28 protein-coding genes are annotated in these 26,587 nt (G+C 49.4%); 12 read left to right on the top strand and 16 right to left on the bottom strand.

Annotated features, from left to right (window positions below):
• Nucleotides 1-8: 8 nt before the first annotated feature.
• Nucleotides 9-809, bottom strand: a complete 801-nt coding sequence (locus tag MK185_05170; GenBank protein MCH2040002.1) for a MipA/OmpV family protein — start codon at nucleotides 807-809, stop codon at nucleotides 9-11.
• A gap of 73 nt (nucleotides 810-882) precedes the next feature.
• On the bottom strand, nucleotides 883-1,935 hold the full coding sequence (locus MK185_05175) for a DUF3524 domain-containing protein (GenBank protein MCH2040003.1): 1,053 nt from the start codon (nucleotides 1,933-1,935) through the stop codon (nucleotides 883-885).
• A gap of 90 nt (nucleotides 1,936-2,025) precedes the next feature.
• On the opposite strand from MK185_05175, the gene MK185_05180 reads away from it, so the two are divergent.
• Both MK185_05180 and rimO read left to right on the top strand, forming a co-directional pair.
• Entirely contained in the window at nucleotides 2,026-2,760 is a 735-nt protein-coding gene (locus MK185_05180; protein ID MCH2040004.1) for a hypothetical protein, read from the top strand.
• Nucleotides 2,761-3,268: 508 nt separating this feature from the next.
• On the top strand, nucleotides 3,269-4,591 hold the full coding sequence (gene rimO, locus MK185_05185; GenBank protein MCH2040005.1) for a 30S ribosomal protein S12 methylthiotransferase RimO: 1,323 nt from the start codon (nucleotides 3,269-3,271) through the stop codon (nucleotides 4,589-4,591).
• An 83-nt stretch (nucleotides 4,592-4,674) separates the two neighbouring features.
• On the opposite strand, the gene MK185_05190 is transcribed toward rimO, so the two are convergent.
• The 8 genes from MK185_05190 to MK185_05225 form a co-directional block, all read right to left on the bottom strand.
• A complete protein-coding gene (locus MK185_05190) occupies nucleotides 4,675-5,157 on the bottom strand; it encodes a hypothetical protein (protein MCH2040006.1) in 483 nt (160 codons plus the stop codon).
• Nucleotides 5,158-5,248: 91 nt separating this feature from the next.
• Entirely contained in the window at nucleotides 5,249-5,830 is a 582-nt protein-coding gene (locus tag MK185_05195; protein MCH2040007.1) for a DUF3833 domain-containing protein, read from the bottom strand.
• Between the two features lie 91 nt (nucleotides 5,831-5,921).
• Nucleotides 5,922-7,223, bottom strand: coding sequence for a permease (locus MK185_05200; GenBank protein ID MCH2040008.1), 1,302 nt, complete (start codon nucleotides 7,221-7,223; stop codon nucleotides 5,922-5,924).
• Nucleotides 7,220-7,636, bottom strand: a complete 417-nt coding sequence (locus tag MK185_05205; protein MCH2040009.1) for a MerR family transcriptional regulator — start codon at nucleotides 7,634-7,636, stop codon at nucleotides 7,220-7,222. The genes MK185_05200 and MK185_05205 overlap by 4 nt, the downstream gene beginning before the upstream one ends.
• A gap of 284 nt (nucleotides 7,637-7,920) precedes the next feature.
• On the bottom strand, nucleotides 7,921-9,117 hold the full coding sequence (purT, locus tag MK185_05210) for a formate-dependent phosphoribosylglycinamide formyltransferase (GenBank protein MCH2040010.1): 1,197 nt from the start codon (nucleotides 9,115-9,117) through the stop codon (nucleotides 7,921-7,923).
• Between the two features lie 45 nt (nucleotides 9,118-9,162).
• Entirely contained in the window at nucleotides 9,163-9,387 is a 225-nt protein-coding gene (locus MK185_05215) for a DUF1289 domain-containing protein (protein ID MCH2040011.1), read from the bottom strand.
• Between the two features lie 2 nt (nucleotides 9,388-9,389).
• Nucleotides 9,390-9,914: a gamma carbonic anhydrase family protein gene (locus tag MK185_05220; GenBank protein MCH2040012.1), complete on the bottom strand. Its 525-nt coding sequence runs from the start codon at nucleotides 9,912-9,914 to the stop codon at nucleotides 9,390-9,392.
• 37 nt (nucleotides 9,915-9,951) lie between these two features.
• Nucleotides 9,952-10,524 (bottom strand): CoA pyrophosphatase, encoded by a 573-nt coding sequence (locus tag MK185_05225; GenBank protein ID MCH2040013.1) that lies wholly within the window; start codon nucleotides 10,522-10,524, stop codon nucleotides 9,952-9,954.
• Nucleotides 10,525-10,889: 365 nt separating this feature from the next.
• Here MK185_05225 and MK185_05230 point away from each other — a divergent pair, with 365 nt between their 5' ends.
• On the top strand, nucleotides 10,890-11,234 hold the full coding sequence (locus MK185_05230; protein ID MCH2040014.1) for a DUF3135 domain-containing protein: 345 nt from the start codon (nucleotides 10,890-10,892) through the stop codon (nucleotides 11,232-11,234).
• A 71-nt stretch (nucleotides 11,235-11,305) separates the two neighbouring features.
• Entirely contained in the window at nucleotides 11,306-11,923 is a 618-nt protein-coding gene (locus MK185_05235) for an NUDIX hydrolase (GenBank protein ID MCH2040015.1), read from the top strand.
• Here the strand turns inward: MK185_05235 and MK185_05240 are convergent.
• The 3 genes from MK185_05240 to MK185_05250 all read right to left on the bottom strand — a co-directional run bounded on the left by MK185_05240 (nucleotide 11,893) and on the right by MK185_05250 (nucleotide 12,973).
• Nucleotides 11,893-12,204 (bottom strand): YqfO family protein, encoded by a 312-nt coding sequence (locus tag MK185_05240; GenBank protein MCH2040016.1) that lies wholly within the window; start codon nucleotides 12,202-12,204, stop codon nucleotides 11,893-11,895. The genes MK185_05235 and MK185_05240 overlap by 31 nt on opposite strands.
• A gap of 136 nt (nucleotides 12,205-12,340) precedes the next feature.
• Entirely contained in the window at nucleotides 12,341-12,595 is a 255-nt protein-coding gene (locus tag MK185_05245; protein ID MCH2040017.1) for a YkgJ family cysteine cluster protein, read from the bottom strand.
• Nucleotides 12,596-12,613: 18 nt separating this feature from the next.
• Nucleotides 12,614-12,973, bottom strand: coding sequence for a hypothetical protein (locus tag MK185_05250; protein MCH2040018.1), 360 nt, complete (start codon nucleotides 12,971-12,973; stop codon nucleotides 12,614-12,616).
• A 145-nt stretch (nucleotides 12,974-13,118) separates the two neighbouring features.
• Here MK185_05250 and MK185_05255 point away from each other — a divergent pair, with 145 nt between their 5' ends.
• From MK185_05255 to MK185_05265, 3 genes are read left to right on the top strand one after another with little or no spacing between them, the layout of a single operon-like run.
• Nucleotides 13,119-13,661, top strand: coding sequence for a porin family protein (locus MK185_05255; protein ID MCH2040019.1), 543 nt, complete (start codon nucleotides 13,119-13,121; stop codon nucleotides 13,659-13,661).
• Nucleotides 13,662-13,675: 14 nt separating this feature from the next.
• On the top strand, nucleotides 13,676-13,825 hold the full coding sequence (locus MK185_05260; protein ID MCH2040020.1) for a cell developmental protein SirA: 150 nt from the start codon (nucleotides 13,676-13,678) through the stop codon (nucleotides 13,823-13,825).
• Nucleotides 13,826-13,834: 9 nt separating this feature from the next.
• Complete coding sequence (locus MK185_05265; GenBank protein MCH2040021.1) at nucleotides 13,835-14,488, top strand: TIGR01621 family pseudouridine synthase; 654 nt, start codon at nucleotides 13,835-13,837, stop codon at nucleotides 14,486-14,488.
• Here MK185_05265 and MK185_05270 read toward each other — a convergent pair whose 3' ends face one another.
• Nucleotides 14,489-14,725 carry a GrxA family glutaredoxin gene (locus MK185_05270; protein MCH2040022.1) on the bottom strand — a complete coding sequence of 79 codons (237 nt, stop codon included), beginning with the start codon at nucleotides 14,723-14,725 and terminating at the stop codon, nucleotides 14,489-14,491.
• 192 nt (nucleotides 14,726-14,917) lie between these two features.
• On the opposite strand from MK185_05270, the gene MK185_05275 reads away from it, so the two are divergent.
• From MK185_05275 to MK185_05285, 3 genes are all read left to right on the top strand, one after another.
• Complete coding sequence (locus MK185_05275) at nucleotides 14,918-15,970, top strand: efflux RND transporter periplasmic adaptor subunit (GenBank protein ID MCH2040023.1); 1,053 nt, start codon at nucleotides 14,918-14,920, stop codon at nucleotides 15,968-15,970.
• 11 nt (nucleotides 15,971-15,981) lie between these two features.
• Entirely contained in the window at nucleotides 15,982-19,203 is a 3,222-nt protein-coding gene (locus MK185_05280) for an efflux RND transporter permease subunit (protein ID MCH2040024.1), read from the top strand.
• A 147-nt stretch (nucleotides 19,204-19,350) separates the two neighbouring features.
• Complete coding sequence (locus tag MK185_05285) at nucleotides 19,351-20,940, top strand: ATP-binding protein (protein ID MCH2040025.1); 1,590 nt, start codon at nucleotides 19,351-19,353, stop codon at nucleotides 20,938-20,940.
• Between the two features lie 114 nt (nucleotides 20,941-21,054).
• On the opposite strand, the gene MK185_05290 is transcribed toward MK185_05285, so the two are convergent.
• Both MK185_05290 and apbC read right to left on the bottom strand, forming a co-directional pair.
• Nucleotides 21,055-23,115: an NADPH-dependent 2,4-dienoyl-CoA reductase gene (locus MK185_05290; GenBank protein MCH2040026.1), complete on the bottom strand. Its 2,061-nt coding sequence runs from the start codon at nucleotides 23,113-23,115 to the stop codon at nucleotides 21,055-21,057.
• 230 nt (nucleotides 23,116-23,345) lie between these two features.
• Entirely contained in the window at nucleotides 23,346-24,440 is a 1,095-nt protein-coding gene (apbC, locus tag MK185_05295) for an iron-sulfur cluster carrier protein ApbC (GenBank protein ID MCH2040027.1), read from the bottom strand.
• Between the two features lie 191 nt (nucleotides 24,441-24,631).
• Here apbC and MK185_05300 point away from each other — a divergent pair, with 191 nt between their 5' ends.
• Both MK185_05300 and rsxA read left to right on the top strand, forming a co-directional pair.
• Entirely contained in the window at nucleotides 24,632-25,726 is a 1,095-nt protein-coding gene (locus MK185_05300) for a porin (GenBank protein MCH2040028.1), read from the top strand.
• Nucleotides 25,727-25,999: 273 nt separating this feature from the next.
• The gene (gene rsxA, locus MK185_05305) at nucleotides 26,000-26,581 is read left to right on the top strand and encodes an electron transport complex subunit RsxA (protein ID MCH2040029.1); all 582 of its coding nucleotides are present in this window, start codon (nucleotides 26,000-26,002) and stop codon (nucleotides 26,579-26,581) included.
• Nucleotides 26,582-26,587: the final 6 nt, after the last annotated feature.

Consider the following 26,587-nt stretch of genomic DNA (forward strand, 5'->3'; position numbering starts at 1 on the left):
AGGGGCCATCAAAAGTACTTACCCAAACCAATAAAATACTGTTGTACTAAACCATCATCAACCAGAGGACTGTCTTCCGCTTCACTATCGTATTGGTAATGACGCAGACCGGCGTAAGCGCCCCACTCTTCACCAGCTCCCCAGTCAAAATTGTAGGTCGCTATAACTTCTAATTCGGCAGAAAAACCGGCTCCTGGCTTGTACACTTTTTGGTGAGTACTATTTTTAATTTCGTCGGTATCGACACCAAAATAATAATCGTTAAATTTCTTCGCTTGATGCTGAGCGCCAATCGTTGTTAGAACACGTAGCCCGGCGATATCATCACGGCGATAAAACAGCACTTCGGCTTCCTGAGATTTATGAGCGCCTGAGATATCCTGCAACAGCGCTGCCCTGACGACCCAACCTGAGTCCAGGCGCCGTCCTGCCTGAATACCAACTTCTATCGCCGCTTTTCGCTCATCCAGATCGTATCGCGACAGGTCTTTGCTTTCGTTAATCTGATCTTCCGTTAAACGGGTATGGCTGCGAAAGTTACCAATAATTGATGCGAAATAAGTACCATCACGATAAACGCCATAACCAAAGCGATTGGCTTCAACGAATACGTCACCGTACCCACCAAACACCAATAAAGCCGGACTGACTGCCGGATCGACATCTTTAAATACACTGGCTTTCACCGTAATACCGGCAGACCATAAACCGTAGGCCGGTTCGCTCACAGTGCGCCAAACTGATTCATCAGACGCGACGGGGCGGGAAAATGCGGTTACAACCACAAAAGCCAGGATGAAAAGATGCATAAGGTTTTCCTTTATAGCGATGACTAATTGACTGTATCAAACACCAAAGGTTCCTGTATTTCGTATCCCGCTATCAGCTTGCGTAAAGTGCCTGCCATTGTTTTGCGGATGAGTCTGCCAACCAGGGAGAGATATTCGACACCTGCAACTCGCCCGCTAACGCCGCTACAACCTTATTTGCTGCCTGTTCGATATCACCACTGGTATAACGGCAGTGGGAAGAATATTGTTCGCGATAACACAGATCATCAGGAACAACAGGAATCGCACCTGCGCTGACTGCCTCCAGCATCGACAGCCCCTGAAATTCGTGAATTGCACAACTGACAACCACCTGAGAGCGTTGCAACCAATGCTCATAATCCGATCGAGAGACTCGCCCGTCGACCAAAATCCGGTCTGAAAACTCATCACGAATGGCATTTAATGCAGCCGGGGTTTTCTGTGCCCGAGGCCCTAACAAAGCCAGCGTAAAGTTAACTCCCTTTTGTTGGAGTCGCCGCAGTATCGCGTGAAAATCCTCAGGGCGTTTGTCGTATTCCCAGCGATGATTCCAAAGAATCAGGCTTTCTTCTTTTTGATCTTCAGGCGTCGGTGCAATGGCATTAATCGGCACCGGCAACCAATCACTCTTCTGTCGTAAACGCTGCGCCAGGTCATCGGGTTTATGGTCAGGCATTTTTTTCATCAGAGTGGCAACGCCTGAAAGAAAGGACTGTTGGTTATAGTCTGAATTAAAGAAAATACGATCGGCTGCTAACGCGCCGTAGAGCTGAACCATTTGCGGGTCAAGCGATGAGTGCTGACCTTCTCCGGCAGGGTAAGCAAATTGATTTTCATGAAAATAGTAGTCCAGAGGCACGCCTGCCAACGCAGTAAATAAGCCGCGAATGGTTGAAATATCAACCATGGATGTCGCGAGAATCTGATCTGGCTGCCACTGCGCCAACAAGTCCGACAGCGGTTGCAGCCATGACAACGGATTGCCGCGAATTCGCCAGCGAAAATACCGCCCGGGTAACTCCAGTACACGCCAGTCAACATCCACTTCCCGCTGCAGCCAGTCACACCAGCTGGCATGGCTGTCGGAGCGATAGGCAGATAACAACAAAACTTTCTTTTTCATTCACTATTAACTTTTATATAAAAGGCTTGTCCGGCCAGCGTAGTGCTGTATACCATGGCAATTAATAATCATAACAATCCGTAGACCACTATGTTCACTAAATCATCGATTCTGATCCTGACCAGCAGCTTGTTGCTACACGGTTGCAGCGGCAACAGCTCTGGTACCAGCAGTAACTTACCACCCGGCTCTGTGTGCCCCAAAGACAACGTTGCGCTCATCGATGGTATTCTCGTGAGCCAGTTAACTTATGACGATAATGTTGACCAATGTTTATCGCCGGACGAGCAAAAGAATATGAACGCCGCCGTGGCTAAAGCGAAACTGGCTACGATGGCAACTGACGCAACGGCTGGCGATAATGCCAATTCAGTATTAACACGCTTCAGTGTACAAGGTAACGCTGAAATATCGGACAACAAGGTACAGATCCATCCGCTAGGCAGCATGGGCAAATTTAGTATTTACGTCGAAGCCAGCATAGACAAAGATCAGAGCAGTGATATTCGCATAGAATTCGGTAACCAGTCGGGCGCTGATCAATCCGGAGCCGCCTCTGACAGTTTTCGCTTCACCAACCTGCCAGAGGGCAACAGTATTATTGCCATGTTTTGCCAGCTTGGGGATAACCTGTCTTTTACCTGTTCGAACCCTGGGTATTTTCTCAATAACAAGCTCGCTTCGATTCTTATGGTAGAACTCGAAAGTGAAAACGGTGAGAACTTTGAAAATACCTCTCCACAAGCAGGCTTTATTACCGCCACGTCCTGCGTTAATGACGTTTGTTTCGAAAATTATGTCAGCATTCCAGCGTCATTTAATTAACTGAAAATAACAGCACTGATTACCAGCGACATAGGTCTGGCATAATCAATCAAGCAAAATAAAAACCGGCTATATGCCGGTTTTTATTTTCTTCTTAATTAATGGCGGCCAGATATATTCCTAGTAAAAGTACGCAGGTTGTTTGCGACTGAGCTTGAGCTGCTGTAACGCCTTTTCCGGTTGGTCATCGAGCCAAAGCGATACGCCGTATAGAAATGCGACCCGGCTTTTTCACACTCATTGCTTGTTTGAGCATACCTCTTTCATACGCCAGACGGCGCGGATTCCAGATAATCAGAACCGCAGGATTTTATTATGATTATCAATTATTGCAGCGTTCATTTCACAGCGGTTCTATCAATGACGGCATTCCCTAAAACAAGTACAATCGCGCCCAGATTAGCAAGATACATAAGTGCACCCGGCCTAAGCGCCACGTCAGAATGCACATAACGAGGTCCCGCAGATGTCTGAACATACGATTTCAGAAGATACCCCTATTGACTCTATCAGTAATGGCCGGGTTGGCATGGTAAGCCTTGGCTGCCCGAAAAACTCCGTCGACAGTGAAAAAATCCTCACTCAACTTCAGTTAAACGGCTATGAAATCAGCAATAGCTACAGCGATGCCGATGTGGTGGTGGTAAACACCTGTGGTTTTATCGATGCCGCGAAGCAAGAATCACTCGATGCCATCCGTGAGGCCATGACAGAAAACGGCAAAGTCATCGTGACTGGTTGTATGGGCAAAGGTGCCGATGCTGAGCTGATCAAAGAGGAAAACCCGGGTGTTTTGGCGATTACCGGCGCTCATGCCTATGAAGAAGTCATGGACGCTGTACATGAGTGGGTTCCTCCGACTCAGGAGCACAATCCATTTATTGATCTGGTGCCGGAAGAAGGTGTAAAGCTGACTCCGCGCCATTACTCCTATCTGAAAATTTCAGAAGGTTGTAACCACAGCTGTACCTTCTGCATTATTCCGGACATGCGTGGCAAGCTTGCCAGCCGTCCGGTTGGTGACGTCCTCGATGAAGCAAAGCGGCTGGTAGCTGCAGGTACCAAAGAACTGCTGGTCATTTCTCAGGACACGTCGGCCTACGGCGTTGACCTGAAATACCGTACCGGATTCTGGGACGGTATGCCGGTAAAGACCAAGCTGTATGATCTTTGTAAACAAATGAGCAAGCTGGGGGCTTGGGTACGTCTGCACTACGTTTACCCGTATCCGAGTGTAGATGACATCATGCCACTGATGGCTGAAGGCAAAGTATTGCCATATCTGGATATTCCCTTCCAGCACGCCAGTCCACGAGTTCTGAAGCTGATGAAGCGACCTGCCCATTCTGAAAACACGCTGGAGCGGATAAAAAAATGGCGTGAGCAGGTGCCCAATCTGGTGCTGCGCTCCACCTTTGTGGTCGGTTTTCCAGGGGAAACAGAAGAAGATTTTCAGATACTGCTGGATTGGCTGGATGACGCAGAACTGGACCGTGTAGGCTGTTTTAAATACAGTCCGGTTGAAGGGGCCAAGGCCAACGATCTGCCGTATCATGTTCCGGAGGATATTCAGCAAGATCGCTGGGAGCGTTTTATGGCCAAAGCTCAGGAGATCAGTACACGAAAACTGGCTCGGCGTGTGGGTCAGCAGATGACCGTTCTTATCGATGAGATTGACGACGAGGGTGCAATCGGCCGTACTTACGCAGATGCCCCTAATATCGATGGCATGGTATATCTGAATGGTTATCAGGATTGCCAACCAGGTGATTTGATTGAAGTTGTGATTGAACACTCTGACGAGTACGATCTGTGGGGCACGCCCATCTGATCCGTTGTCATGACGATACCCATGGCCGCAGCAAGTCGACTTATTGCGGCCGGTTTCTTTGACAACTATGCCATATTGTCACTCTAGCGCCGGGTTGCTACCCGGTTCTCGGTTTCCAATTCCGGTAGCGACACCAAAGATAACGCACCTCGCCACAATCCTGTCTCTGCCATTTCAAGTATGGCCTGGCGAGCACTCTCACGCCCAGCAAAACCCTCAGCAACAAGCCAGAACTCCGTTTCATTAGCCTGATTAGTGACCTGAAATACCCGGCTGTTGTAACCAAACTGCATCATTAAGCGCATATCGCTGAGCAGTCGTGACTTAATCCTGTCATGTGCAACCAGAATACCGGTGTTATCCCACTGCCCCGGAATACCAAACGCACGATAGTCTAAGTTGGTTGGCCGACTAATCGGTGGTACGGAATAGGAAGCACCGAGCGATGTCGACGGATAACTTGAGCAGCTTGTTATAACCAGCGAAAGAGCCAATATAGATAACGGTATAAATCCCGCCGAGATACGGAACAGCAGAGCGAGTAAAAACGGAACGACAGCAGCCATTTGGAGATCCTTTTTCTCATTGCCTGCTGTTAACGTTAGTCGCTCTGCTGCAACCTGGAAGACTCAGTTTGTAGCAAAATGCTACAAAAAGTTATGGCACACAATTTACGTCGCTACCGACCTTGCGCATCACCAACAAAACCTGACCCACACCCAGACCGAATTTCTCCATGCGCGTTTCATTGATAACGACCCCAGGTGCCACCTGATACATGCGATCAATCATTGACAGCCCCAGCGTCTCCGCTTCACCTTGCGAGTCAACACCAGTCTGATATTGCAGCTGATAATCCATATAGATTGCATTGCCCGAGAAGGTCATCAGCGTTGCTTCGGGAACATCTGAGGCTCTTGCCTGATAACCGTCAACCACGCCAGCTGCATTGGTAACCGGTGTCAGCCACCATTTACGGTATTCGATTCCGTCGTTGAAATGGAAGGTTTCATCAAGCAATCCCCTTCCCTGTTCATCCCAGCTGGCAATAATCTCAGCGTTAAACTGCCGTATCTGCATACCATTTCGATCACGCACCACACCATCGGCACAGATTTTTCCATCGAAGAACACCCTTGGGTCGAGCAGTACGTCAAATGCCTGATTATCCTCAACCCGGTGCGAGCTACACCCTGCTATGAGAACAACGAACAACAAAAATAGATAACGGTATAACATATTAGCAAATTCCTATACATTAGTTGTGCAGTCAATTTACAGGATTGCCGCTCGACAAGAAGTAAAGTTTGGAAAAGACCCGGTGGCGCCGCTACAGCGGCGCGCCATTCATTATCCAGCCAATCAGCAACACCTGCGGGACGGTAATCAATGGTACGAATAACGCCAGTTTCCAGCTTTTCGTCGTTTCTTTAAGCGCCATGATTTCTGTGTAATCGGTTGCGGCCCCTGCCATCAGGAAAGTGAATGCATTGCCAGGTGCCCCAGCCCGATTAAACAGATCGGCGGCAATGGGCGATGACCCTTCAGAGCACACTTCTATTACAGTGGTCGCAGCCAATGTCAGGAATAAACCGGATACGCTGGCGCCAAACCACAAACCAAAACTGTCAGCAGGCACAAACGCCCGGATCAAAGCAACAAGCACCACACCAAATACCACCCAGCGCAATACCATTTTTGACTCCTTCAGGCCCTGCCAGAAGAGGCTTAACCAGGACGACAAGGACCAGTCGTACTGAGTCATCGTTTGCTTCAGGGTGGGCCAGAACGGAATTTTACGAAACTCTGCTTGATGAGGGTTGGGCGGCAAGGTGCCGCGGTCCACCAGCCGGTCAAAAATCCAGCCTGTTAGCCAAGCGATGACCATCGACGCAACGATGAACAGCACCGTCCATTCCAGGCCAATCAATCCCACCAGAATGAGGGTTAAGGTCAGCGAATTCCAGGGACTAGCCACCAGAAATGCAATCACCTGACCTGCACTTGCACCACGCTCATACAGTTTCATGCCAACCATAAGAATGCCGTGGTTACACAAATCCAGCATCAGACCTGCCAGTGTGGCGCGGAAGATTCCTCGCTTAGAACCCCCTTGCCCAAGGAGCGACATGATTAACTCCCGGGGAATTCGCCCTAACAAACCAACGAAGAGAGAAGCGGAAATGATTCCCCACCACATGGCATTCACCATCTCATAAGCAGTGTGCATCATCGTTTCCCACCAGGGCATCACCATGGTGGTCTCTGCTGCAGCCATTGCCTCCATGTGCTCAATATCGCCCCAGATGAGAAAACTCAGATAACCAATCACCACCAGAGGAGTGCAGATCCACAAAATCCAATCGATTTTGTTGCTATCGTCCGAACCACAACAACCGCCGTCGTCCGACTCTGTCGATGACACCGAAGATGAACAACAACCGCTTATTGCCGCCTGCGGCACAGCTTCTGAGCCAGTGGCACCGCCATCGACTATTTCGCCGGTTTTCGCTTGTGCTGCGCTGCAACAGCCAGAGGGAATGGCTTTTGCGGAATCGGAAACTGTGTACTCCGGTGTATCTTTTTTTGCGCCATCATCAACGCCTTTATCTGAACCGCAACATGAATTCATGCGTCCACCTCATGTTGATGTGCACCTTCGATTAAATGACAGATATGATCGCCACAAGGCAAGCAATCGGGCTGCTCTTCCCAGGTTCTTACTGCCATTTCCATTCGCTCCACCAGCTGCTGCATGGCGGATAATTTATCCCTGGCTTCAGACAAACGTGGTGCAATAAGTTCACGCACCCTGGGACACGGCGACTGTCCTTTGCCGGCATCGGCCAGGATCTGTTCAATGTCTTCCAATGTGAAACCCAAATCGCGCGCTTGCAGAATAAACCGCAAACGTTGTTGATCGTTCTGGGTAAAGTTGTGATAACCATTACGATCTTTAAGCGGTGTTAAAAGTCCGATACGAACGTAATGGCGAACGGTATTGGCATTTACCTTTTCTTGTTTAGCCAGTTGCTGTACTCGCATAATACTCCATCCACTTCAGGAACCTCTTCAGAATACATGGAGGATAAACCTTTGAGTAGCTCGCAGGTCAAGCAGCATTTATGGGCACATTGAGCAGGCAACGAATCGGTACATCTGGGTCGGTAAAAATCGCACAAGAGGGGAAGTACAAAAAAAGAAGGGAAAGTGCGAGGCTGGCACAACAAAAAGGTTGCCAGCCTGAGGGGATTGCCTGGGCAGAAACTTTAACCGCAGTCACCTGCCGGTCTGAAACTGCCTACGCTTAACGACAGCCAATTAACCAATCACAAGGACACCTGTATTGGTGCAATGACCGCCAGCGCTCTCTCCTTAGCCTGCTCAACATCTTCGCCACGCGCCAAAGCGACACCCAAACGCCGCTGACCTTTGACGTCTGGCTTACCGAATAACCGCAGCTGAGTATCTGGGCCAGACAGCGCCTGATTCAATCCACTGTAAGCCATACGATTTGATTCACCAGCAACCAGTAACACAGCCGATGCTGATGGTCCATGGCAGTGAATATTAGGGATCGGCAGACCAAGAATGGCGCGGGCATGCAAGGCGAACTCTGACAAATCCTGAGAAATCAGTGTGACCAAACCGGTATCATGTGGGCGAGGCGACACTTCCGAGAAAATCACCTGTTCACCTTTCACAAACAGTTCAACCCCGAATAACCCCAAGCCGCCTAATTCCGCTGTTACCGCTCCACCAATGCGCTGAGCCTCAGCCAGAGCGGCATTCGCCATCGCCTGCGGCTGCCAGGATTCCTGGTAATCACCGTCCTGCTGACGATGGCCGATGGGATCACAAAAACTGGTAACAACATTGCCTTGCGCATCTTTGTGTCGAATCGTCAGCAAGGTAATTTCAAAATCAAAATCGACGAAACCCTCGACAATCACCTTACCTTTACCAGCCCGACCGCCCTCTTGCGCATAGCTCCATGCCGCTTCTAATTGGTCGCGACTGCGCACCAGACTTTGACCTTTACCCGAGGAACTCATAATGGGCTTAACCAGACATGGCAAACCGATTTTGTCTGCGGCTGCCATAAACTCCGCTTCATCCGCAGCAAATTCATAGGTAGAAGTTGGCAGCTTCAGCGTTTCAGCCGCTAAACGGCGAATACCTTCACGGTTCATAGTGAGCTGAGTTGCCCGGGCAGTTGGCACAATATTCACACCCTCTTGCTCAAGTTCAGCCAGTGTATCCGTCGCAATTGCTTCAATTTCAGGCACAACCAGCATTGGCTTTTCACGCTCAATGACAGCGCGCAAAGCTGCGCCATCAAGCATATCAACCACGTGACTGCGATCAGCGACCTGCATCGCCGGCGCATTGGCATAGCGATCGACAGCGATTACTTCACAACCGAGACGCTGTAGCTCAATAACCACCTCTTTTCCCAATTCACCGGAACCGCACAGCAGCACTCGGGTCGCTGTCGCTGAAAACGGTGTGCCAATGGTAGTCATTTCCTTGCTGTTCATTTTTTTCTCTCGGACAAAGCAATCAGGCCATCATGAAGATGGCGTATAAAAATTCATTGAGGCGCGCTCTCGCTCGCCCACTTTTTTTAATACTTCACGTTTTTCATCGTTGCTGTAGCGCCCCCAATGGGTGATTTCTTCACCACTGCGATAACACCCCATGCAGATGTTATTGTCATCCAGGGCGCAAATATAAACACAGGGGGAAGCAACGCGCTGTTCCACCTGCGGACCATTAACATCAACCTGTTTCATGACTACAACTCGATAACCTTTAATTCTTTGCTGAAACGCGCGGCATTATGAACGTAATGCGCCGCGCTGGCTTCCAGCATTTTTTGCTGCCAATCGTTCAGCTCCCTCTTTACTTTGGCTGGCGATCCCACAACCAGTGATCCATCGGGGATTTCCATACCTTCGGGAATCAGCGCATTCGCGCCAATAATGCAGTGCTTGCCGATTTTAGCGCCATTCAGAACGACAGCATTAATTCCAATCAGAGAATAATCTCCCACCTGGCATCCATGTAACATCGCTTTATGCCCTACGGTCACGCCCTTTCCCAGGGTTAGTGGATAGCCAGGATCCGTGTGCAATACAGAACCGTCCTGAACGTTAGTCTGTTCTCCGATGCTGATCAGTTCGTTATCGCCCCGAACGACGACGTTAAACCAAATGCTGGATTGTTGCTTTAACTCGACATTACCAATCACGGATGCATTGCCAGCCACAAAGGCATCTTCAGCCTTTATCGGCGTCTTATCACCTAGTTGATAAAACATGATTCTCTCTCACTATTCTTGTTATCAGAGTCTGAATTCAGAAGCGGAAGGAGATATCCGCATCCCAGAGATTATTCATCATTTCAGCAATCATCATGGCCGTCAGTCCCCAAATATGAAAACCGTCATAATCGTAACTTGGGATTTTTACCTGGCCATGCTCAAAGTAGCTAGTGGGCGGCTGCTGAAAAAATGACAGCGGTACCTTAAAAACCGCATCCAGCTCTTCCGGGTTAGCTTTCAAGTCGACGTTGACCGGCACCAGTGCCAGCACCGGTGTCACCAGATAGCCGAACCGTGAAACCACCTGATCCATTTCGCCAATGACATTAACCATCGCTGAGTCGAGCTCAACTTCCTCTTCCGCTTCACGGATAGCGGTAGCGATGATGTCAGTATCCTCAGGATCACGCTTCCCTCCGGGAAACGCCACTTCGCCTTTATGAGACGACAAATGAGCGGCGCGCCGGGTAAGAATAAGCTGTGGCTCGGGCTCATTAGTAATGGCTACCAGCACACCCGCTTCAGCCAGGTCAGGCTGATTGATTTTTCTTGGGCACCTTTGCTCGAGGCGCTGCTGCAATTGCAGAAACAGTTGTGAATCTCTCATCACTGCATTGTACGACGATCGACATACCGCTCACCAGCCAAAGAACAAACAAGTGCGGGTATATCATATTTTCATACTTATGCGATTTTAAATTCGATACTCTTATAAGCAATGCTCTACCTCTGGATTCAAACGTTCACTTAACGCACTGTTTTTAAACGTTTTTCGTCACACGCAACCTAACCCAAGGAATTTATCCGTATATTTTTCAACAACTTAGATAGGAAATTAGCCAGCATTGCAAGATTTTGACGCCTCAATGATCGCGGTAGACTATATCCATATTTTCGCAAATCATCGCAGCATTAAAATTAGCTATTTGCTCGATGGATGCGCTTCGACCCCTTGATTGAAGGAGATTGGCAATGGATTTCCCATCTTTTGAAGAGCTGCTTGAACTGGCCAAAAACAATCCGGAGAGTCTTGAAAGATTGCGCCAACGGCTGATTGATCAGACCATCAGACAAGCCCCGTTAAACGACCAGCGCCGGTTACGCGGCTTACAATTTCAGATTGATGCCCAGCGCCAAATCGCCTCAAATCCGATGGCTGCTTGTTTGAAAATTTCAAAAATGATGCATGAGAGTCTGTCAGATCTGCGTTCGTTTCTGCAGCCAGATGATTCGCAAAAGATGGTACCTAAAGTCGAAAAAGTCACCGACTCTGGAGCCGCCATCTTACCGTTCCCAAACAATGCTGTGGCGAATTAGCAGCGACTCTTCAAACGAATTCCCGCATTACCGTATACTCGGACAATGAGTTCACGACCGCGAGTCCGACAATGAAGTTTTGCAGCCACTGCGCCACCCCGGTAGAAATGAAAACACCGGAGGGTGACAATCGCCCTCGTTTTGTTTGCCCGGGTTGTGACACCATTTTCTATCAGAATCCTCGCATCGTCGCTGGCACACTTCCGGTCTATCGCAACGGTGAACAGCACCAGGTGCTGCTCTGTAAACGCGCAATAGAGCCACGCAGAGGCTATTGGACATTACCCGCGGGTTATATGGAAAATGGTGAAAGCACAGTTGAAGCAGCTGAGAGGGAAACGCTGGAGGAAGCCAATGCCCGGGTTATAAGCCAGTCGGCTTTTACTATGATCAGCGTGCCGCACATCAACCAGGTACATCTGTTTTATCTGGCTGACCTTCCTGAACCCGAGTTTTCTTCAGGCAGTGAAAGCCTGGAAGTCAGGCTATTCAGCGAGGAAGATATCCCATGGAAAGAGATTGCCTTTCCGACCGTCGCAAGAACGTTGAAGCATTATTTTGCCAACCAACACGATTCTGTGGCGTTACAGCGTTGTACTAGCTCTGTTATTGAACCGCATCAGGCGCTGAAAAAAATCGAGGCAGAAGAAAAGCAACGCTACAACTCCGCCAATCGCCAGACATCATAAGCCGGCTCTTCATAGGGATGTGCCTGCTTTAATGCAGTCAGTGCGGCGTGAATACACTGATCGTCGCATACCATTTCAATGCGCAACTCAGCAATGGTTTCCAACTCACCAGGTTTCCCAACAAAGGGATTGGCTGAAGTATTTGGTCTGAATTGACCAACACCTTCGGTTTGCCAACAACACTCCTGATAATCACCAATACGCCCTGCTCCGGCAGCAAATACTGCCTGCTTAACCGAATCCGCCTGTGCTGGCGGAACAAAAAAAGCCAGTTTAAACACCGTCGTTATTAACTCTCTTTACTATCAGAAGTCAGGCCACTGTTCATTACTCAAGTATCAACAATTGGCGCGTCCGTTAAACATTCAAATTTGGCACTTCAGAAAGATTCTCTGAGCGCCAATCACGACCAGACCGTTAGCCGATCGTTAACTGCTCAAGTTCATTCAGGTTGCGTAACGCAATCTGATTGGCAGAACCACATACCGACTCTTCAGCCTTAAAGCCATCGCATACCGCCGGTCTGGATGGGTCCCCGAATAAATTGCAGAGGTTCTGTGCATTGAGCTGAACGCAACGCTGCCCGGCGGGTTTGCCATCAGGCATACCAGGAATCGGGGTAGTAATAGACGGCGCGATACAGCAGGCTCCGCAGCCTAAACGACATTCCAATGAAACTCTCCGAATCGATTAATAACGATATTTAAAACGTGGACTCTGTGCAGTTTCTGTCAACTTCCACATCATCAGATTATACCGGATTGCGTATCGCTTGATACGACGATAACGCTTCGGCTGCTGTTCAATGTTATCGAACGTTTTCCAGCGCCGATTCAATGAGCGGGTTTTATAATCACGCTTTACCACCTCAAGCTGCCACGCTTTTAACCCAGGGATTTCAAGCTCGTTTTGCAATGCGATGGCTACGTATTCGGTATTTCCGGATTGATAAGCCACTTTCGCATCCTCGGTCGGATTCACCAACTCTTCATCCATTGCTGCAACCGGCAACGACAGTAGCAAACTGCAGCAAATCAACAATATCTTCACAACCATTCCCCAACAATATTTGTCGTTCAAGTATAGACGCCGAATCGGTACTCAACGCCACAGGCACCAAAGGCTGGCTGTTGTATCCGTGCCCTTGCTGAGATAGCCTTGGCGCCAGCTTTATTTCGTTATTAAGGAAGCAAGAATGTCTGGCTCTCGTTTATGGATGGCCGCCGCACTGCTCGGCGCCAGCGCTGTTACCCTGTCGGAACCGACCAACTTCCGGGTCGGCGTGGGTTCTTTCCAATTGGATAGTGACCCGGCTCCGGCATACCTTCCAGACAATTCTGATACAGGTTTCAGCCTGTTTGCTGAGATGCCTCAATCCGACCATACCGCTACCCGCTTCATGCTTTACCGCATCGATCAGGACGACAAATTCAGCAGCGGATTTCAAACCCAGCTAATGTGGGGTATCGGTTTATCACAACCAGGATTTCGCGCATACACTGGTCCAAGCTGGCACCATGAAAAGAACCGGATAACCCGCGCGGGCAAAAATCACCAGGTATTTAACGGCTGGGGCTGGCAATTAGGACTTGGCTATCAATACAAATCGGTCACTCTGGATTTGGCGGCTACCGTCCGCGACCCAAGCGACTATCGGACTGAATATCGCCGCGCAGGGCTCGGTAAGAAAACACCATCGGTTTATACAACCAACTTGTTAATTGGCTACCGATTCTGAGTGAGCAGTAATTTATGACCAACCCGGTAACCGTGCGTTACATGTCGCGCGCTGAAATCGAAAGACTGATGTACAGCCTCAGCGCTGACAGTGACAATGATCAGGCACAACTGTTTGAGGCTCTGGTGCGCCGTCTCCTGGAAATCATGGAACAGGAAAGCTGACGCGATTCCATGTCCTTCGTTTTTCCCATCATTCATGAAACCAATGACTGGTTAGCGATTGCCAAACCGCAAGGCATTGGCATGCATACCGAAGGCGACCAAAAAGGCCTGGTGGTATTAGTGACGGAGCAACTGGGTACTGTACTCTGGCCCGTTCATCGACTCGATAAAGTCACGTCCGGTATATTGCTGCTGGCGAAAAACAAAACCGCAGCGGCGTATCTTTCGACATTATTCAGCGAGCACAAAATACAAAAGTACTATCTCGCGCTATCGCCCGATAAACCCAAAAAGAAACAGGGCTGGATAAAAGGCGATATGGCCAAATCCCGCAACGGCAGCTGGAAGATTTTACGCAGCCAGGAAAACCCTGCCGTAACCCGATTTATCAGTCACTACGACCAAGCCAGCGGTTCGCGCCTGTATCTGCTAAAACCAACCACTGGGAAAACGCATCAACTGAGGGTGGCGTTAAAGAGCCTTGGCGCCCCCATAATGGGAGACCGACGTTATGGGGGTAAAGCAGCTGACCGTACCTATCTGCATGCCTTTGCTCTGTCCTTCGAAGACAAAGGGAAACGGCTGATGCTGAATTGCGCCCCTCAAAGTGGCAGCTGGCCAGACTTACCGGATACCTGGGCAGAACCAGAACGGTGCTTCTGATTATTTGGCAGACAAAGAAGCTGCCAGCTCGGTGTACCCGCCAATGTAATCACGACCGTGAAAGATCTGTGGTACGGTCGCAACGGGTTTACCAATGGTTTTCTCCAAGTCTGCTTGGCTGATACCTTCTTTCTCAATATCGATGTAACGATATTCGAGCTGTTTTATTTCACACAGTTGTTTCGCGCGACTGCAGTAGCCACAACCATCGCGACCAAAAATTGTATAGGTTGCCATATCATTCTCCTGCCATGACTATTGGTTAACGACTGCCAGTGTCGCTCAACATCTGCAACGTATGTATTTTATTAATTCTATTCAGTCGATAGAAATTTGTGATTAACAACACACGATTGAAAACGCCTGCATATTTCTATATGGTTATATTTGAATTACCATTACTGCACCAACTTATTCCTGAGGACTCCCATGAACGCTCGGTCAACCATCTGTAAGTTAGTCATCAGCCTGATTACTGCCACCCTGCTGACCTTGGCCAATCAAGCAATGGCTGACGCCCCAACAGAAACATTGGTACGGCAAGATATACCGCAGCATTTTGAGTTGGAAGCAACCATCGAAGCAGTTAATCAGAGCACCGTATCAGCACAAACAAGTGGCGCAGTTAAGGTTATTTTGTTTGATGTTAATGACACAGTTGCCAAAGGTGCACTGCTTATTGAGATCGATAACACTCAGCAGCTTGCAACACTGGCACAGGCAAAAGCCAGCCTGGCACAGGCACAAGCCCAAAACGAAGATGCCCAGGTATTGCTAAAACGTAACCAACGCTTATTCAGACAGGGAACGCTCTCTCAGGGTGAGCTCGACAGCACCTCAGCTCGGGCCAAGAGCTCAGCCGCAGCGGTTGAAGCAGCCAGTGCCGGAGTCAGACAAGCCAGCGAGCAGCTGGCTTACACTCAGGTTCGCGCTCCCTATTCCGGTGTTGTAAAGGCACGTCACATAGCACCAGGAGAATTGGTAACGCCAGGTACGCCGCTAATGACGGGACTATCGCTCGACCGTCTGCGAGCTGTTGCAGACTTACCCCAGCGACTCGCTGAACAATATCAGTCACAACAACAAATCAGTATCCGCATAAACAACAGGTTGATTAAGCCGGCCAAAGTGACGTTATTTCCGTATGCCGACAGCCAGCTACACAGCGTCCGTATTCGTGCTGACCTGCCAGCTGACGGACCCCCACAGATTCCCGGCAGCTGGGCGAAAATGCTGTTTAAAACCGGAGAGCGCCAAGTCATCACGGTCCCTGCGACAGCTGTCATCCAACGCTCCGAGCTGTCGGCGGTTTACATCAATGATCGCGGTGCCATCAAACTGCGGCAAATAAGAACCGGTAACCGCTATGGCAGCCGCATTGAGGTGTTATCCGGATTGCAGGAAGGCGACACCGTTTTTACCAGCGGTTATGCCACACTCGCCAAACTGAAACGTAAACAACTGCCTGCTGAACAACCGTAAGAGGCCCGCTGATGAACTCATTACCGGATGATAAACCTCTGGGAATTGCAGGTAATACCGCGCGCACTTTCCAGAACTCAACGATCACACCGTTACTGGCGATGGTTGGATTATTACTCGGCTTTTTTGCCATTATGATTACCCCGAAGGAAGAAGAACCACAGATTGATGTGACATTTGCCAATGTTTTCATTGCTCTTCCTGGCGCCAGTCCGAAAGAGATTGAACAGCTGGTAGCGATTCCTGCAGAACAGGTCATGTCGGAAATCAAAGGCGTTGAAGATATATTTTCGGTCTCACAACCTGGCCAGGCGATACTGACTGTTGCCTTCGAAGTCGGAATTCCGCGCCAGGATGCGATCCTCAGCCTGTACAATCAGCTACACAGCCACAACGACTGGTTCCCACAGAATCTCGGCGTGATGCAGCCCATCATTAAACCGATGGGGATCGATGATGTTCCGATTATGACGATCACATTATGGTCAGAGGATGCTGACGTCACCGGCGAACAACTTACTCAGATCGCCCACACCCTTGAGAGTGATTTAAAACGCGTGCCCGGCACCCGCGACATTTATACCATCGGCAAACAAACAACGGTGGTGGAAGTTGAGATGGATCCGGCTCGTATGAACGCACATGGACTGGCTTTCAACGATGTTCGCAACGCTCTGAAAGGCGCTAATTACGGTGGCCATCGCCAAACACTGGTGCAGAACAACCGGGTCATTCAGGTACAAGCTGGTAGTTTTCTGGATTCAACTCTGGCGCTGGAGCAACTGATAGTTGGCAAGCATCGCAACGGTCTGGTTCACTTAGCTGATGTTGCAGACATTCGTTTGCAACCCGACGTGGCCGAACAGTATGCGCGTCACATCAAAGTGACTAGCAGCGACAGTCATCACAGCCACACCGCGGTCACGCTGGCGATTGCCAAACAACCGGGGGTCAACGCCATCGATATCACTCGACACGTCCAACAACGGCTCAACAAACTGAAAAATCGCCTGATCCCTGACACGGTTCATGCCGAAGTGACCCGAGACTATGGCATGACGGCTAACGATAAGTCCGATCAGTTAATTTCAAAGCTATTATTTGCCACCATAGCGGTCGTTATGCTGATACTGGCAACCATGGGCTGGCGCGAAGCGGTCATCGTTGGTGGCGCCATCATGATTACCCTGGCGATCACCTTGTTTGCGTCTTGGGCCTGGGGTTTCACCCTGAACCGTGTGTCTCTTTTTGCACTGGTTTTCTCGATTGGCATTCTGGTTGATGACGCCATTGTGGTGGTTGAGAATATCCATCGCCACAAACAAGCGAGTAACAAAAAACTGGCCGAACTTATCCCCGCAGCGGTGGATGAAGTCGGAGGCCCGACCATTCTGGCCACCTTTACAGTCATCGCTGCATTGATGCCGATGGCTTTTGTATCGGGACTTATGGGCCCGTATATGAGCCCGATCCCAATCAACGCATCCACTGGCATGATGATTTCAATGATTGTTGCGTTTGTAGTCACTCCCTGGCTGGCTTATAAGTTGTTAAACGCACAACCAGCAGCGTCAGGGAGCAATCAATCGCATCAACCGCACGATCTCCAGGCCGACAAGCTGTATCGTATATGTGATCGCCTGATGGGCCCTTTTGTTAAAGGTGCCGCAGCGAGAAAGAAACGCATACTGTTGTTTGCTGGCGTTATTGCAATGATCGGGCTGGCACTATCGCTGCCAGCGTTTAAAGCCGTGGTATTAAAAATGCTGCCGTTCGACAATAAATCTGAATTTCAGGTTGTGGTGGATATGCCGGAGGGCACACCGGTCGAACAAACACTGCGGGTTTTGGAAGCGCTGTCCGAAGAGCTGACCAAGGTTCCAGAAGTTAACGATCTGCAACTTTATGCCGGAACCGCGGCACCCATCAACTTTAATGGCCTGATACGCCAGTATTACCTGCGACGCCTGCCAAACCAGGGTGATATTCAGGTAAATCTGGTTGATAAGAGCCAACGTGACCGCCAAAGCCATGCCATCGCCTTGTCTGTCCGTGAACCGTTGAGATTGGTAGGCAAGCGCTACAACGCCAACATCAAAATTGTCGAAGTGCCACCTGGCCCTCCTGTTATGGCGCCAATCGTTGCTGAAGTTTACGCCGTGGATTATCAACAACAGACGGAGGCCGCAAAACAATTACGCCAGCTGCTGGAGCAAACAGAGCATATCGTCGACGTTGACGACTCAATTGAAGCCAACCAGGACAAGTGGCGGGTGAATATCGATCGCCAGCGCGCCGCGCATCTGGGTATTGCCCAAAGCACCATTGTTCAGGCAATTAATACGGCACTCGGAGGCGAAGACGTCAGCTATCTGCATACCGAACAGAACAAATATCCACTGGCAATCCGGCTGGAACTGAGTGAGGGTGACAAGGTCAACCTTAACCAACTCATGGTCATGCAGGTGAAGACGGATACTGGTCAACTGATCAGTCTGAGTGACCTTGTCACCGTACAAAAAACAATGATCGATAAAAACATCTACCGCAAAAATCTGCAGCCTGTGGTGTTGGTGACCGCCGATGTGGCCGGTGAACTCGATAGCCCGCTGTACGGCCTATTTTCAGCCGCTTCGGCGATGCAAGATGAGGGAATGAACTGGCCACAACATTACCTTTCGACACCTTCTCTGCCTGATTCAACGGAAGTGAAATGGGATGGTGAATGGCAAATCACCTATGAAACGTTTCGCGATATGGGTATTGCCTACGGAGTCGGTATGATCCTGATTTATTTATTGGTGGTTGCGCAATTCCGTTCGTATCTGATACCGCTGATTATTATGGCCCCTATTCCGCTTACCGTGATAGGGGTACTACCCGGCCATGCACTATTCGGTACCCAATTCACCGCAACATCAATGATCGGCATGATCGCACTGGCTGGAATCATCGTTCGTAACTCGATTTTGCTGGTCGATTTTATCAACCAGCAGTTATCAGAGGGGATGTCCTTTGAAGACGCCGTAGTAACATCGGCAGCAGTGCGGGCGCGTCCAATCGCACTGACGGCAGTGGCAGCCATGCTTGGTGCTTTCTTTATTATTGATGATCCGATTTTTAACGGTCTCGCCATTACATTGATCTTCGGCATCCTGATATCGACGCTACTGACTCTGCTCATCATACCTCTGCTGTATTTTGCCGCCTTCCGCAAACGATTAAACCGCTGAATCATCAATAACGGCCTGTATCAGTAACCGCTCGTGCAGGCCCGTGCAAGGTTCAACAAAAGTCCATATCCGTCAGCGCAGGAGATGAAATTCAGCTAGACTGAGGTTAATTTACGATTCCAGCTAATAACAGGCCGCCCTGAGCGAATGGATACATCAACATCATCAAACCCGGTAAGCAAAGGCACTATCGGGCAACAATGGCACCACTCGCTGGTGTGGCGCATTATTCTTTACTTCGCCGTTGCATCAGTCACCTTGTCCCTGGCGATCAGTGCCATCATTGTTGCCTGGAATTATCAGCAACAAACCGATACTTTTCCTGAACGTCTGGAGGCTGTCGCTGTTGGTTACAAAGAATCACTGGGGTCGAGCTTGTGGTTCTACGATGAGGTACAGATACGTACTCAGGTAAAAGGGATTATGAACCTCGATGCAATCAGTTACGTTCGGGTAACTGATAATCTCAATCTTAATATCGAGGACGGCTCACGACCCCATCACGGCAAAATCGAGACCATCGATATCTTTTTCAATAACAAACTGCTGGGCAAACTCGAAGTTGCTTTCGACCACGATGCTGTATTTGCATCGGCCACCAAAACCGCCCTGTCCAATATGGTGGCGCAGCTGATCAGTATGATGTTACTGGCATCGCTGCTGGCTCTGGTGGTTCATCGGCTGATCAATGCACGGATTCGCCATATGGCGCTGGAAGTCAATCATCGCATCAACAACGACAGCTTTATGCCGCTGTCGTTGAGAGAATCGAGCGCCCGTGATGAGATTGATATCCTGGTGCATGCCTTTAATGCCTTAAGTGCGGCAATGAACGATGAGCTGCAACAAAAGACGCTGGCTCAGCAACAATTGCGCATTATGAACGCCGAGCTGGAAGACCGTGTGGGTGAGAGAACTCAAAGCCTGCAGCGCACCGTTGATGAATTGAATCAGACTCTGCAGGAATTGCACGCGACCCAGGGGAAACTGATCGAAGCAGAAAAACTGTCGTCACTGGGTGGTATGGTGGCTGGTATATCGCATGAGATAAATACACCACTTGGGTTATGTATCACCATTCATTCCTATATCAACGATCACTACCAACAGATACGGTCGATGTTTGATACCGGAAAGATGACCAAGCAGGACTTCGAAGATTTTATCCGCATGATGGAGGAAAGCCTCGGAATCCTCGATAAAAATCTGCAACGAGCTGCGCATCTGATTAAGAGCTTTAAGCAGGTGTCGGAAGATCAGACCGGAGAACACATCCGTGATTTTTCGCTGAAAGAATACCTGACCGAGATCCTGGAAACCCTGTCACCGAAGTTTAAACAAACCAAGCATAAGGTCGAGATTGATTGCTCTGAACAATTGCGTATGAGCACTTATCCGGGCGCGATTTCACAGGTGATTACCAACCTGGTGATGAACTCATTAATTCACGGTTACGAGGACAAGAGCGATGGTGTTATTCGCATCGTGGCTGCGGAGGAGCGTGGCAATGCCGTCATTCGTTATACCGATGATGGCAAAGGCTTAAGTAAAGAAGCCCGTCAGAAGATCTTTGAACCCTTCTATACCACTAAGCGTGGCCAGGGCGGCACTGGTCTTGGGATGCACCTGGTATACAACATTGTTCACCAGCGCCTCAAAGGTGAAATATTCCTGGACCCGGATTATCAATCGGGGGCGGGGTTTCGCTTGTTAATTCCGAAAAAAATCGACAGCTGATTGCACTAGTTTTTAGCGAATGTTGCTTAATAGATTCTGAATCGAAGGCAATAAAAAACGGGCCATTAGCCCGTTTTTTATTGCCTTTAAAAATCGCCCTTAACGACTTTCTCACTACAGCTCAGATGCCAGCTCACTTGCCAGACGAATCGCGCGTTTAGCATCCAGTTCACCGGCAAATTCAGCACCGCCAACCAGGTGCAGATTAAACGTTTTAGTTTCGTCCTGCTCCAGCTGCTGATGCAATTTACTGACGGATACCTGACCGGCACACAGTACAACATGATCAACATCCAGTATGCGGGATTCGGACACTTCTTCGCCCTTCTTACCGGTTGTAATGGTTACGTGCAGACCGTCATCGTCTACTTTGTCATAGCTGACACCACCGATGGTTTCAACGCCCTTCATGGCAACCACAGCACGATGCACCCAGCCGGAAGTTTTATTCAACCCTTTACCGAAGGAAGACGCTTTACGCTGCAACATATACACCTTGCGGGGTGACTCTTCGATTTCCTGAGGCTTCAGACCACCGCGGTTCTCGTTCTGACCATCAACACCCCATTCCTTCATCCATGCATCTTTATCCAATGTCAGCGATGGACCTTCGTGAGTGAGGTATTCACACATATCGAAGCCGATACCACCAGCACCCATAACCGCGACCTTTTTACCCAGCTCCATGCCACTATCCAGAACCTGCTGATAGGTCACGACTTTCGGGTGATCGACACCGGGCATGTTAGGCACACGAGGCTCAACACCCGAGGCGATAACTACTTCATCAAAACCTTCTGCTTTCAGCTGATCTGCATCCACCCAGGTGTTCAGGCGCAGATCAATATTGTGCACTTCAATCATCTTGTGGAAATAACGAATGGTTTCGTGGAATTCCTCTTTACCTGGAATCCGGGCGGCGTAGTTGAATTGGCCACCAATGTGTTCGCGGGCCTCAAACAGGGTAACGTTGTGGCCACGCTGTGCGGCAACATTTGCGCATGCCAAACCAGCTGGACCGGCGCCAACCACCGCCACTTTTTTGGCCTGACCAACCGTTTTATAAATCAGTTGGGTTTCATGACCGGCGCGAGGGTTCACCAGACAACTGGCACGCTTCATCTGGAAGGTATGATCCAGACAAGCCTGGTTACAGGCGATACACGTGTTGATCTCGTCGGCTCTACCCGTTCGTGCTTTATTAGCCCACTCAGAATCGGCCAGCAGAGGACGGGCCATCGAAATCATATCGGCTTTGCCGCTGGAGATAATATCTTCAGCCGTGTCTGGCATGTTAATACGGTTAGACGCGACAACTGGAACGCTGACAACTTCTTTCACTTTCGCCGTGACATCGACAAACGCAGCACGAGGAACAGAAGTCACAATGGTTGGAACACGAGCTTCGTGCCAGCCAATGCCTGTATTGATGATGGTAACACCCACTTTCTCAAGCGCTTGCGCCAACTGCAATACTTCGTCCATTTCTGAGCCGTCTTCTACCAGGTCCAGCATCGACAGACGGAACATCAGGATAAATTCATCGCCCACCGCTTCACGTATACGGCGAACAACTTCCAGCGGGAAACGCATGCGGTTTTCGTAAGAGCCACCCCACTCATCGGTGCGCTTATTTACGCGCTTGTTGATCATCTGACAAATGAAGTAGCCCTCAGAGCCCATGATCTCGACACCATCGTAATTCGCTTTCTGGGCCAGCTTGGCGCAGCGAACGTAATCATCAATGGTTTTCTCGATCTGCTTACCGCTCAGCTCTTTTGGCTTGAAGGGTGTAATTGGCGATTTAACCGCCGATGGTGCAACGTTGAATGGCGTGTAGCCATAACGACCTGCATGCAGAATCTGCAACAGGATTTTACTGTCTGCTGCCGCTTCGTGGACCGCTGTGGTTACCTTCTTGTGGAATGGAACCTGCCAGCCAGAAATTAACTTGGAGCCAAATGGCAGCAGGTCACCGCGACGGTTGGGAGAAAAACCACCGGTCACCATCAAACCCGTACCACCGCGCGCACGCTCGGCAAAGTACTCCGCCATTTCATCAAAGTGCCACGGACGGTCTTCCAGACCTACGTGCATAGAACCCATAACGACGCGGTTTTTTAATTTCGTAAAGCCAAGATCTAACGGCTCAAAAACATGAGGGTAATGACTCATCTCTATACGGTCTCCAGAGAGGGTTAGCCTGATTCAGCTAGTTATTTGTTATGCGCCCAGTTTAACGGTATTGCAGAAGGGGTAAATGATCGTTTATAGCAGAAAAATGATCATGCATAACAGAGGTGGTATTCAGATAGGCGAATTACGCATTATTATAAAATGTCAGCATCAAGCTTAATCAAAAAGCCCGGCGTAAACCGGGCTAAGCACAGAACCGCACTGGGCGATTAATCATCAGAGATCTGAATATCAGGCACCACCGCATTCGATTCAGCAGCCTTTGCCAGCACCACCGCCATTTTCCGGGCGGCATGGCGATACATCATACTCACCTCAGAACAGTCATCCGCTGCAACCACCGGCGTCCCCGCGTCGCTTTGCTCACGAATATACTTCGACAATGGCAGGGAGCCTAACACGTCGGTCTGATAGCTTTCAGCCAGTCGCTCGGCACCATCTTCACCGAAGATATGCTCCGCATGTCCACAACTGGAGCAAATATGCATGCTCATATTTTCGATCATACCCAGCACCGGAATATTCACCTTCCGGAACATCTCAACACCTTTTTTAGCATCTGCCAGCGCAATATCCTGAGGCGTTGTAACAATGACTGAACCGGTTACCGGAAACTTCTGGCTGAGGGTCAATTGGATATCACCGGTACCCGGAGGCATATCAATGATCAGATAATCCAACTCACCCCAACGGGTCTGGGTCATAATCTGCTGCAATGCCCCTGCAACCATAGGTCCGCGCCAGACCATTGGAGTTTCTTCCGTCACAAGGTAGGCCATCGACATGGTTTTAATACCATGAGCTTCAACCGGCACAAACCATTTGCCATCAACGGTTTCGGGACGGGTACCGTCTTCGACGCCCAGCATAATGCCCTGACTGGGACCATAGATATCGGCGTCCAACAAGCCTACGCGAGCACCGTCTTTGGCGAGTGCCAAGGCCAGGTTGACCGACGTGGTGGATTTGCCAACGCCGCCCTTACCAGAAGCCACGGCAACAATATTTTTTACCTCAGCAATGGCTTCAATTGCCTGCGTTGCTGGGTTATCAGCAACCTGCCAGCTCACATTCACCGATGCACTGGCGCACTCATCAATATTTTCCAGTGCCACCACCAACATTTGCGCAATACCGTCTTTCAGATACTCAGACGGATAACCAAGAAAAATATCGACCGTGACCTGGTCACCATTAATTTCAATGTTCCTAATGGCTCCCGCTGAAACCAGATTCTGATTCAGGTAAGGGTCGGTGTAACCAGCTAACGCTTGCTCCACCTGGGTCTGGGTAAGTTGAACCACCATCTATTCCTATAAAAATCATCGTACAATGGCGGGAATTCTACGTAGATAAGCAACAATTTCCACCGACAGACATTCTGGCTATTAAAAAAGACTGTTTTGATACGAGATTGACTTAAAAAGAGACTTTCGCAAATTCCTACAATTTATATTCCTACACTGAAGTTATCCGAGAAACATCCGGAGGCTTTATGCCCGCTCTGATTGTCATCGTCGCGGTTACTGCTTCATTACTGCTTATCCCCCATCCTGTTTTTGCCGATATCGAAAAACGACTGTCGCAGCTGGAACAGGAAATTGAAAAAATACGAGCGCGTAAAGCGCAAACACCCAGGGATTCCGCCCTGTCGCTATACGGCAGTTTTCGCCCGGTGCTGACCTACAATGACGACGATGAAAAAACCACTACGGATATCCAGGACGGACTTTCTTACTTTGGCCTGAGAGGATCAACGGATGTCTTGGAATCCACCAACGTTTTTTTTCAGGGTGAATGGCGCATCAATATTGCTGACGAGGGTCAATTCGACGGGGCACGTTTGGCACTCGCCGGTATTTCAAGTAATTACGGTAAACTGACCCTGGGCAAACAGCGCCCACCCCACTATTTATTGGTCGGCGAACACATCGATATTTTTAATCACAATGCCAGTCCCTTTGGCTATAACGGTACCGCTTTCTCGCACGGAGATACGACAGCAGGCTTTGACAATTTTTTCATGGATAATGCCACGATGTATGAATATCAGCGCAACGGTCTGAGGCTGCTCGCGGCTGTCCGAACCGATGGCAGTCGTGGCGAAAACACAGCCGATACCTTCAATGCCGGTGTTTCATGGGATGCGGGCATTGTGTATATCGCTGCTGCCTATGTCGATTCGACCGGGGCTGACAAGGTCAATAATGACCTGGTTGGTGATCAGGTAAAAATCCGGGCATTGGCATTCCGTACAACCATTTCAGATTTATACATCGCCGTCGCCCATCAGAATATTGCATTCAAGCCCCCCACTGGCAAAGACATCGACCGCAGTAGCATGGATGTGTCGCTGGCCTATCCGCTGCGGCGGCGGTTCACCGTTAAAACCGGCTACTTTGACTACGATGACGGCGACAAAACCGATTCAAGCCGATCTTTTTCCGGCATTAACCTGACGTTGGAAAAACAGCTGATGAATAATGCGCGCATCCACCTCGAATATCTGTATCAAGGAACAGAATCCAGTGATTCAATGACTCAGATCAGCGCTGGACTGCGCTACGACTTCTCAAGCAACTTCCTGTAATCGCAGCCGTTCTGACCGACCAGTAATAACAAAATAGGTTATTGGCTATTATCGGTAACTCCGCAAAAACCAACAGAACCTCTGCAAATCGGCTCATTAGCTATGTCCGCCGCTAAGCTTATTCCATTTTGTGATTAAAACCAGCAAAGACCATCTTGTAGGAAATATCGCAAATTTGTGATAATGCGCGGCAATAATTAAACCGTGATGGCTCAGCTCTACTCGCCGCCATTAACAACCCGCTGTTAAATGCGGACAAGCAAGAGTACACCGATGACTGATTATCTGCTGATTCTGGTGAGCACCATACTGGTGAATAACTTTGTATTGGTGCAATTCCTGGGTCTGTGCCCTTTTATGGGTGTGTCGAACAAACTCGAAACCGCCATTGGTATGGGTGCCGCAACCACCTTTGTACTGACACTGGCGTCGGTATGCAGCTACCTGGTGTACACCTACCTTCTGCTGCCGTTTGATCTGGCCTACCTGAAAACGATCAGTTTTATCATGGTGATTGCTGTTGTTGTCGGTTTTACCGAAATGGCTATCCGGAAAACCAGTCCACTTCTTTACCGTGTTTTAGGTATATTTCTGCCTTTGATTACCACCAACTGCGCCGTGTTGGGCGTCGCATTACTGAACATAAAACGCGACAATGGTTTTGTTGAGTCCATTCTTTACGGCTTCGGAGCTGCGGTTGGCTTTTCTTTAGTCATGGTGCTGTTTGCCGCTATGCGTGAACGTATTGCCGTGGCCGACGTGCCTAAACCATTTCAGGGATCGGCCATTGCCATGATTACCGCAGGTTTGATGTCACTGGCCTTTCTTGGCTTTACTGGCCTGGTCAGCATTTAAGGGTGT

Source organism: Saccharospirillaceae bacterium (assembly GCA_022448365.1).
In the GTDB taxonomy this organism is placed as follows: domain Bacteria; phylum Pseudomonadota; class Gammaproteobacteria; order Pseudomonadales; family Oceanobacteraceae; genus Bacterioplanoides.

Coding starts and splice junctions, on each gene's coding strand:
- MK185_05170 (MCH2040002.1), bottom strand. CDS start 809: ATGCATCTTTTCATCCTGGCTTTTGTGGTTGTAACCGCATTTTCCCGC.
- MK185_05175 (MCH2040003.1), bottom strand. CDS start 1,935: ATGAAAAAGAAAGTTTTGTTGTTATCTGCCTATCGCTCCGACAGCCAT.
- MK185_05180 (MCH2040004.1), top strand. CDS start 2,026: ATGTTCACTAAATCATCGATTCTGATCCTGACCAGCAGCTTGTTGCTA.
- MK185_05190 (MCH2040006.1), bottom strand. CDS start 5,157: ATGGCTGCTGTCGTTCCGTTTTTACTCGCTCTGCTGTTCCGTATCTCG.
- MK185_05195 (MCH2040007.1), bottom strand. CDS start 5,830: ATGTTATACCGTTATCTATTTTTGTTGTTCGTTGTTCTCATAGCAGGG.
- MK185_05200 (MCH2040008.1), bottom strand. CDS start 7,223: ATGAATTCATGTTGCGGTTCAGATAAAGGCGTTGATGATGGCGCAAAA.
- MK185_05205 (MCH2040009.1), bottom strand. CDS start 7,636: ATGCGAGTACAGCAACTGGCTAAACAAGAAAAGGTAAATGCCAATACC.
- purT (MCH2040010.1), bottom strand. CDS start 9,117: ATGACTACCATTGGCACACCGTTTTCAGCGACAGCGACCCGAGTGCTG.
- MK185_05215 (MCH2040011.1), bottom strand. CDS start 9,387: ATGAAACAGGTTGATGTTAATGGTCCGCAGGTGGAACAGCGCGTTGCT.
- MK185_05220 (MCH2040012.1), bottom strand. CDS start 9,914: ATGTTTTATCAACTAGGTGATAAGACGCCGATAAAGGCTGAAGATGCC.
- MK185_05225 (MCH2040013.1), bottom strand. CDS start 10,524: ATGAGAGATTCACAACTGTTTCTGCAATTGCAGCAGCGCCTCGAGCAA.
- MK185_05230 (MCH2040014.1), top strand. CDS start 10,890: ATGGATTTCCCATCTTTTGAAGAGCTGCTTGAACTGGCCAAAAACAAT.
- MK185_05235 (MCH2040015.1), top strand. CDS start 11,306: ATGAAGTTTTGCAGCCACTGCGCCACCCCGGTAGAAATGAAAACACCG.
- MK185_05255 (MCH2040019.1), top strand. CDS start 13,119: ATGTCTGGCTCTCGTTTATGGATGGCCGCCGCACTGCTCGGCGCCAGC.
- MK185_05260 (MCH2040020.1), top strand. CDS start 13,676: ATGACCAACCCGGTAACCGTGCGTTACATGTCGCGCGCTGAAATCGAA.
- MK185_05265 (MCH2040021.1), top strand. CDS start 13,835: ATGTCCTTCGTTTTTCCCATCATTCATGAAACCAATGACTGGTTAGCG.
- MK185_05270 (MCH2040022.1), bottom strand. CDS start 14,725: ATGGCAACCTATACAATTTTTGGTCGCGATGGTTGTGGCTACTGCAGT.
- MK185_05275 (MCH2040023.1), top strand. CDS start 14,918: ATGAACGCTCGGTCAACCATCTGTAAGTTAGTCATCAGCCTGATTACT.
- MK185_05280 (MCH2040024.1), top strand. CDS start 15,982: ATGAACTCATTACCGGATGATAAACCTCTGGGAATTGCAGGTAATACC.
- MK185_05285 (MCH2040025.1), top strand. CDS start 19,351: ATGGATACATCAACATCATCAAACCCGGTAAGCAAAGGCACTATCGGG.
- MK185_05290 (MCH2040026.1), bottom strand. CDS start 23,115: ATGAGTCATTACCCTCATGTTTTTGAGCCGTTAGATCTTGGCTTTACG.
- MK185_05300 (MCH2040028.1), top strand. CDS start 24,632: ATGCCCGCTCTGATTGTCATCGTCGCGGTTACTGCTTCATTACTGCTT.
- rsxA (MCH2040029.1), top strand. CDS start 26,000: ATGACTGATTATCTGCTGATTCTGGTGAGCACCATACTGGTGAATAAC.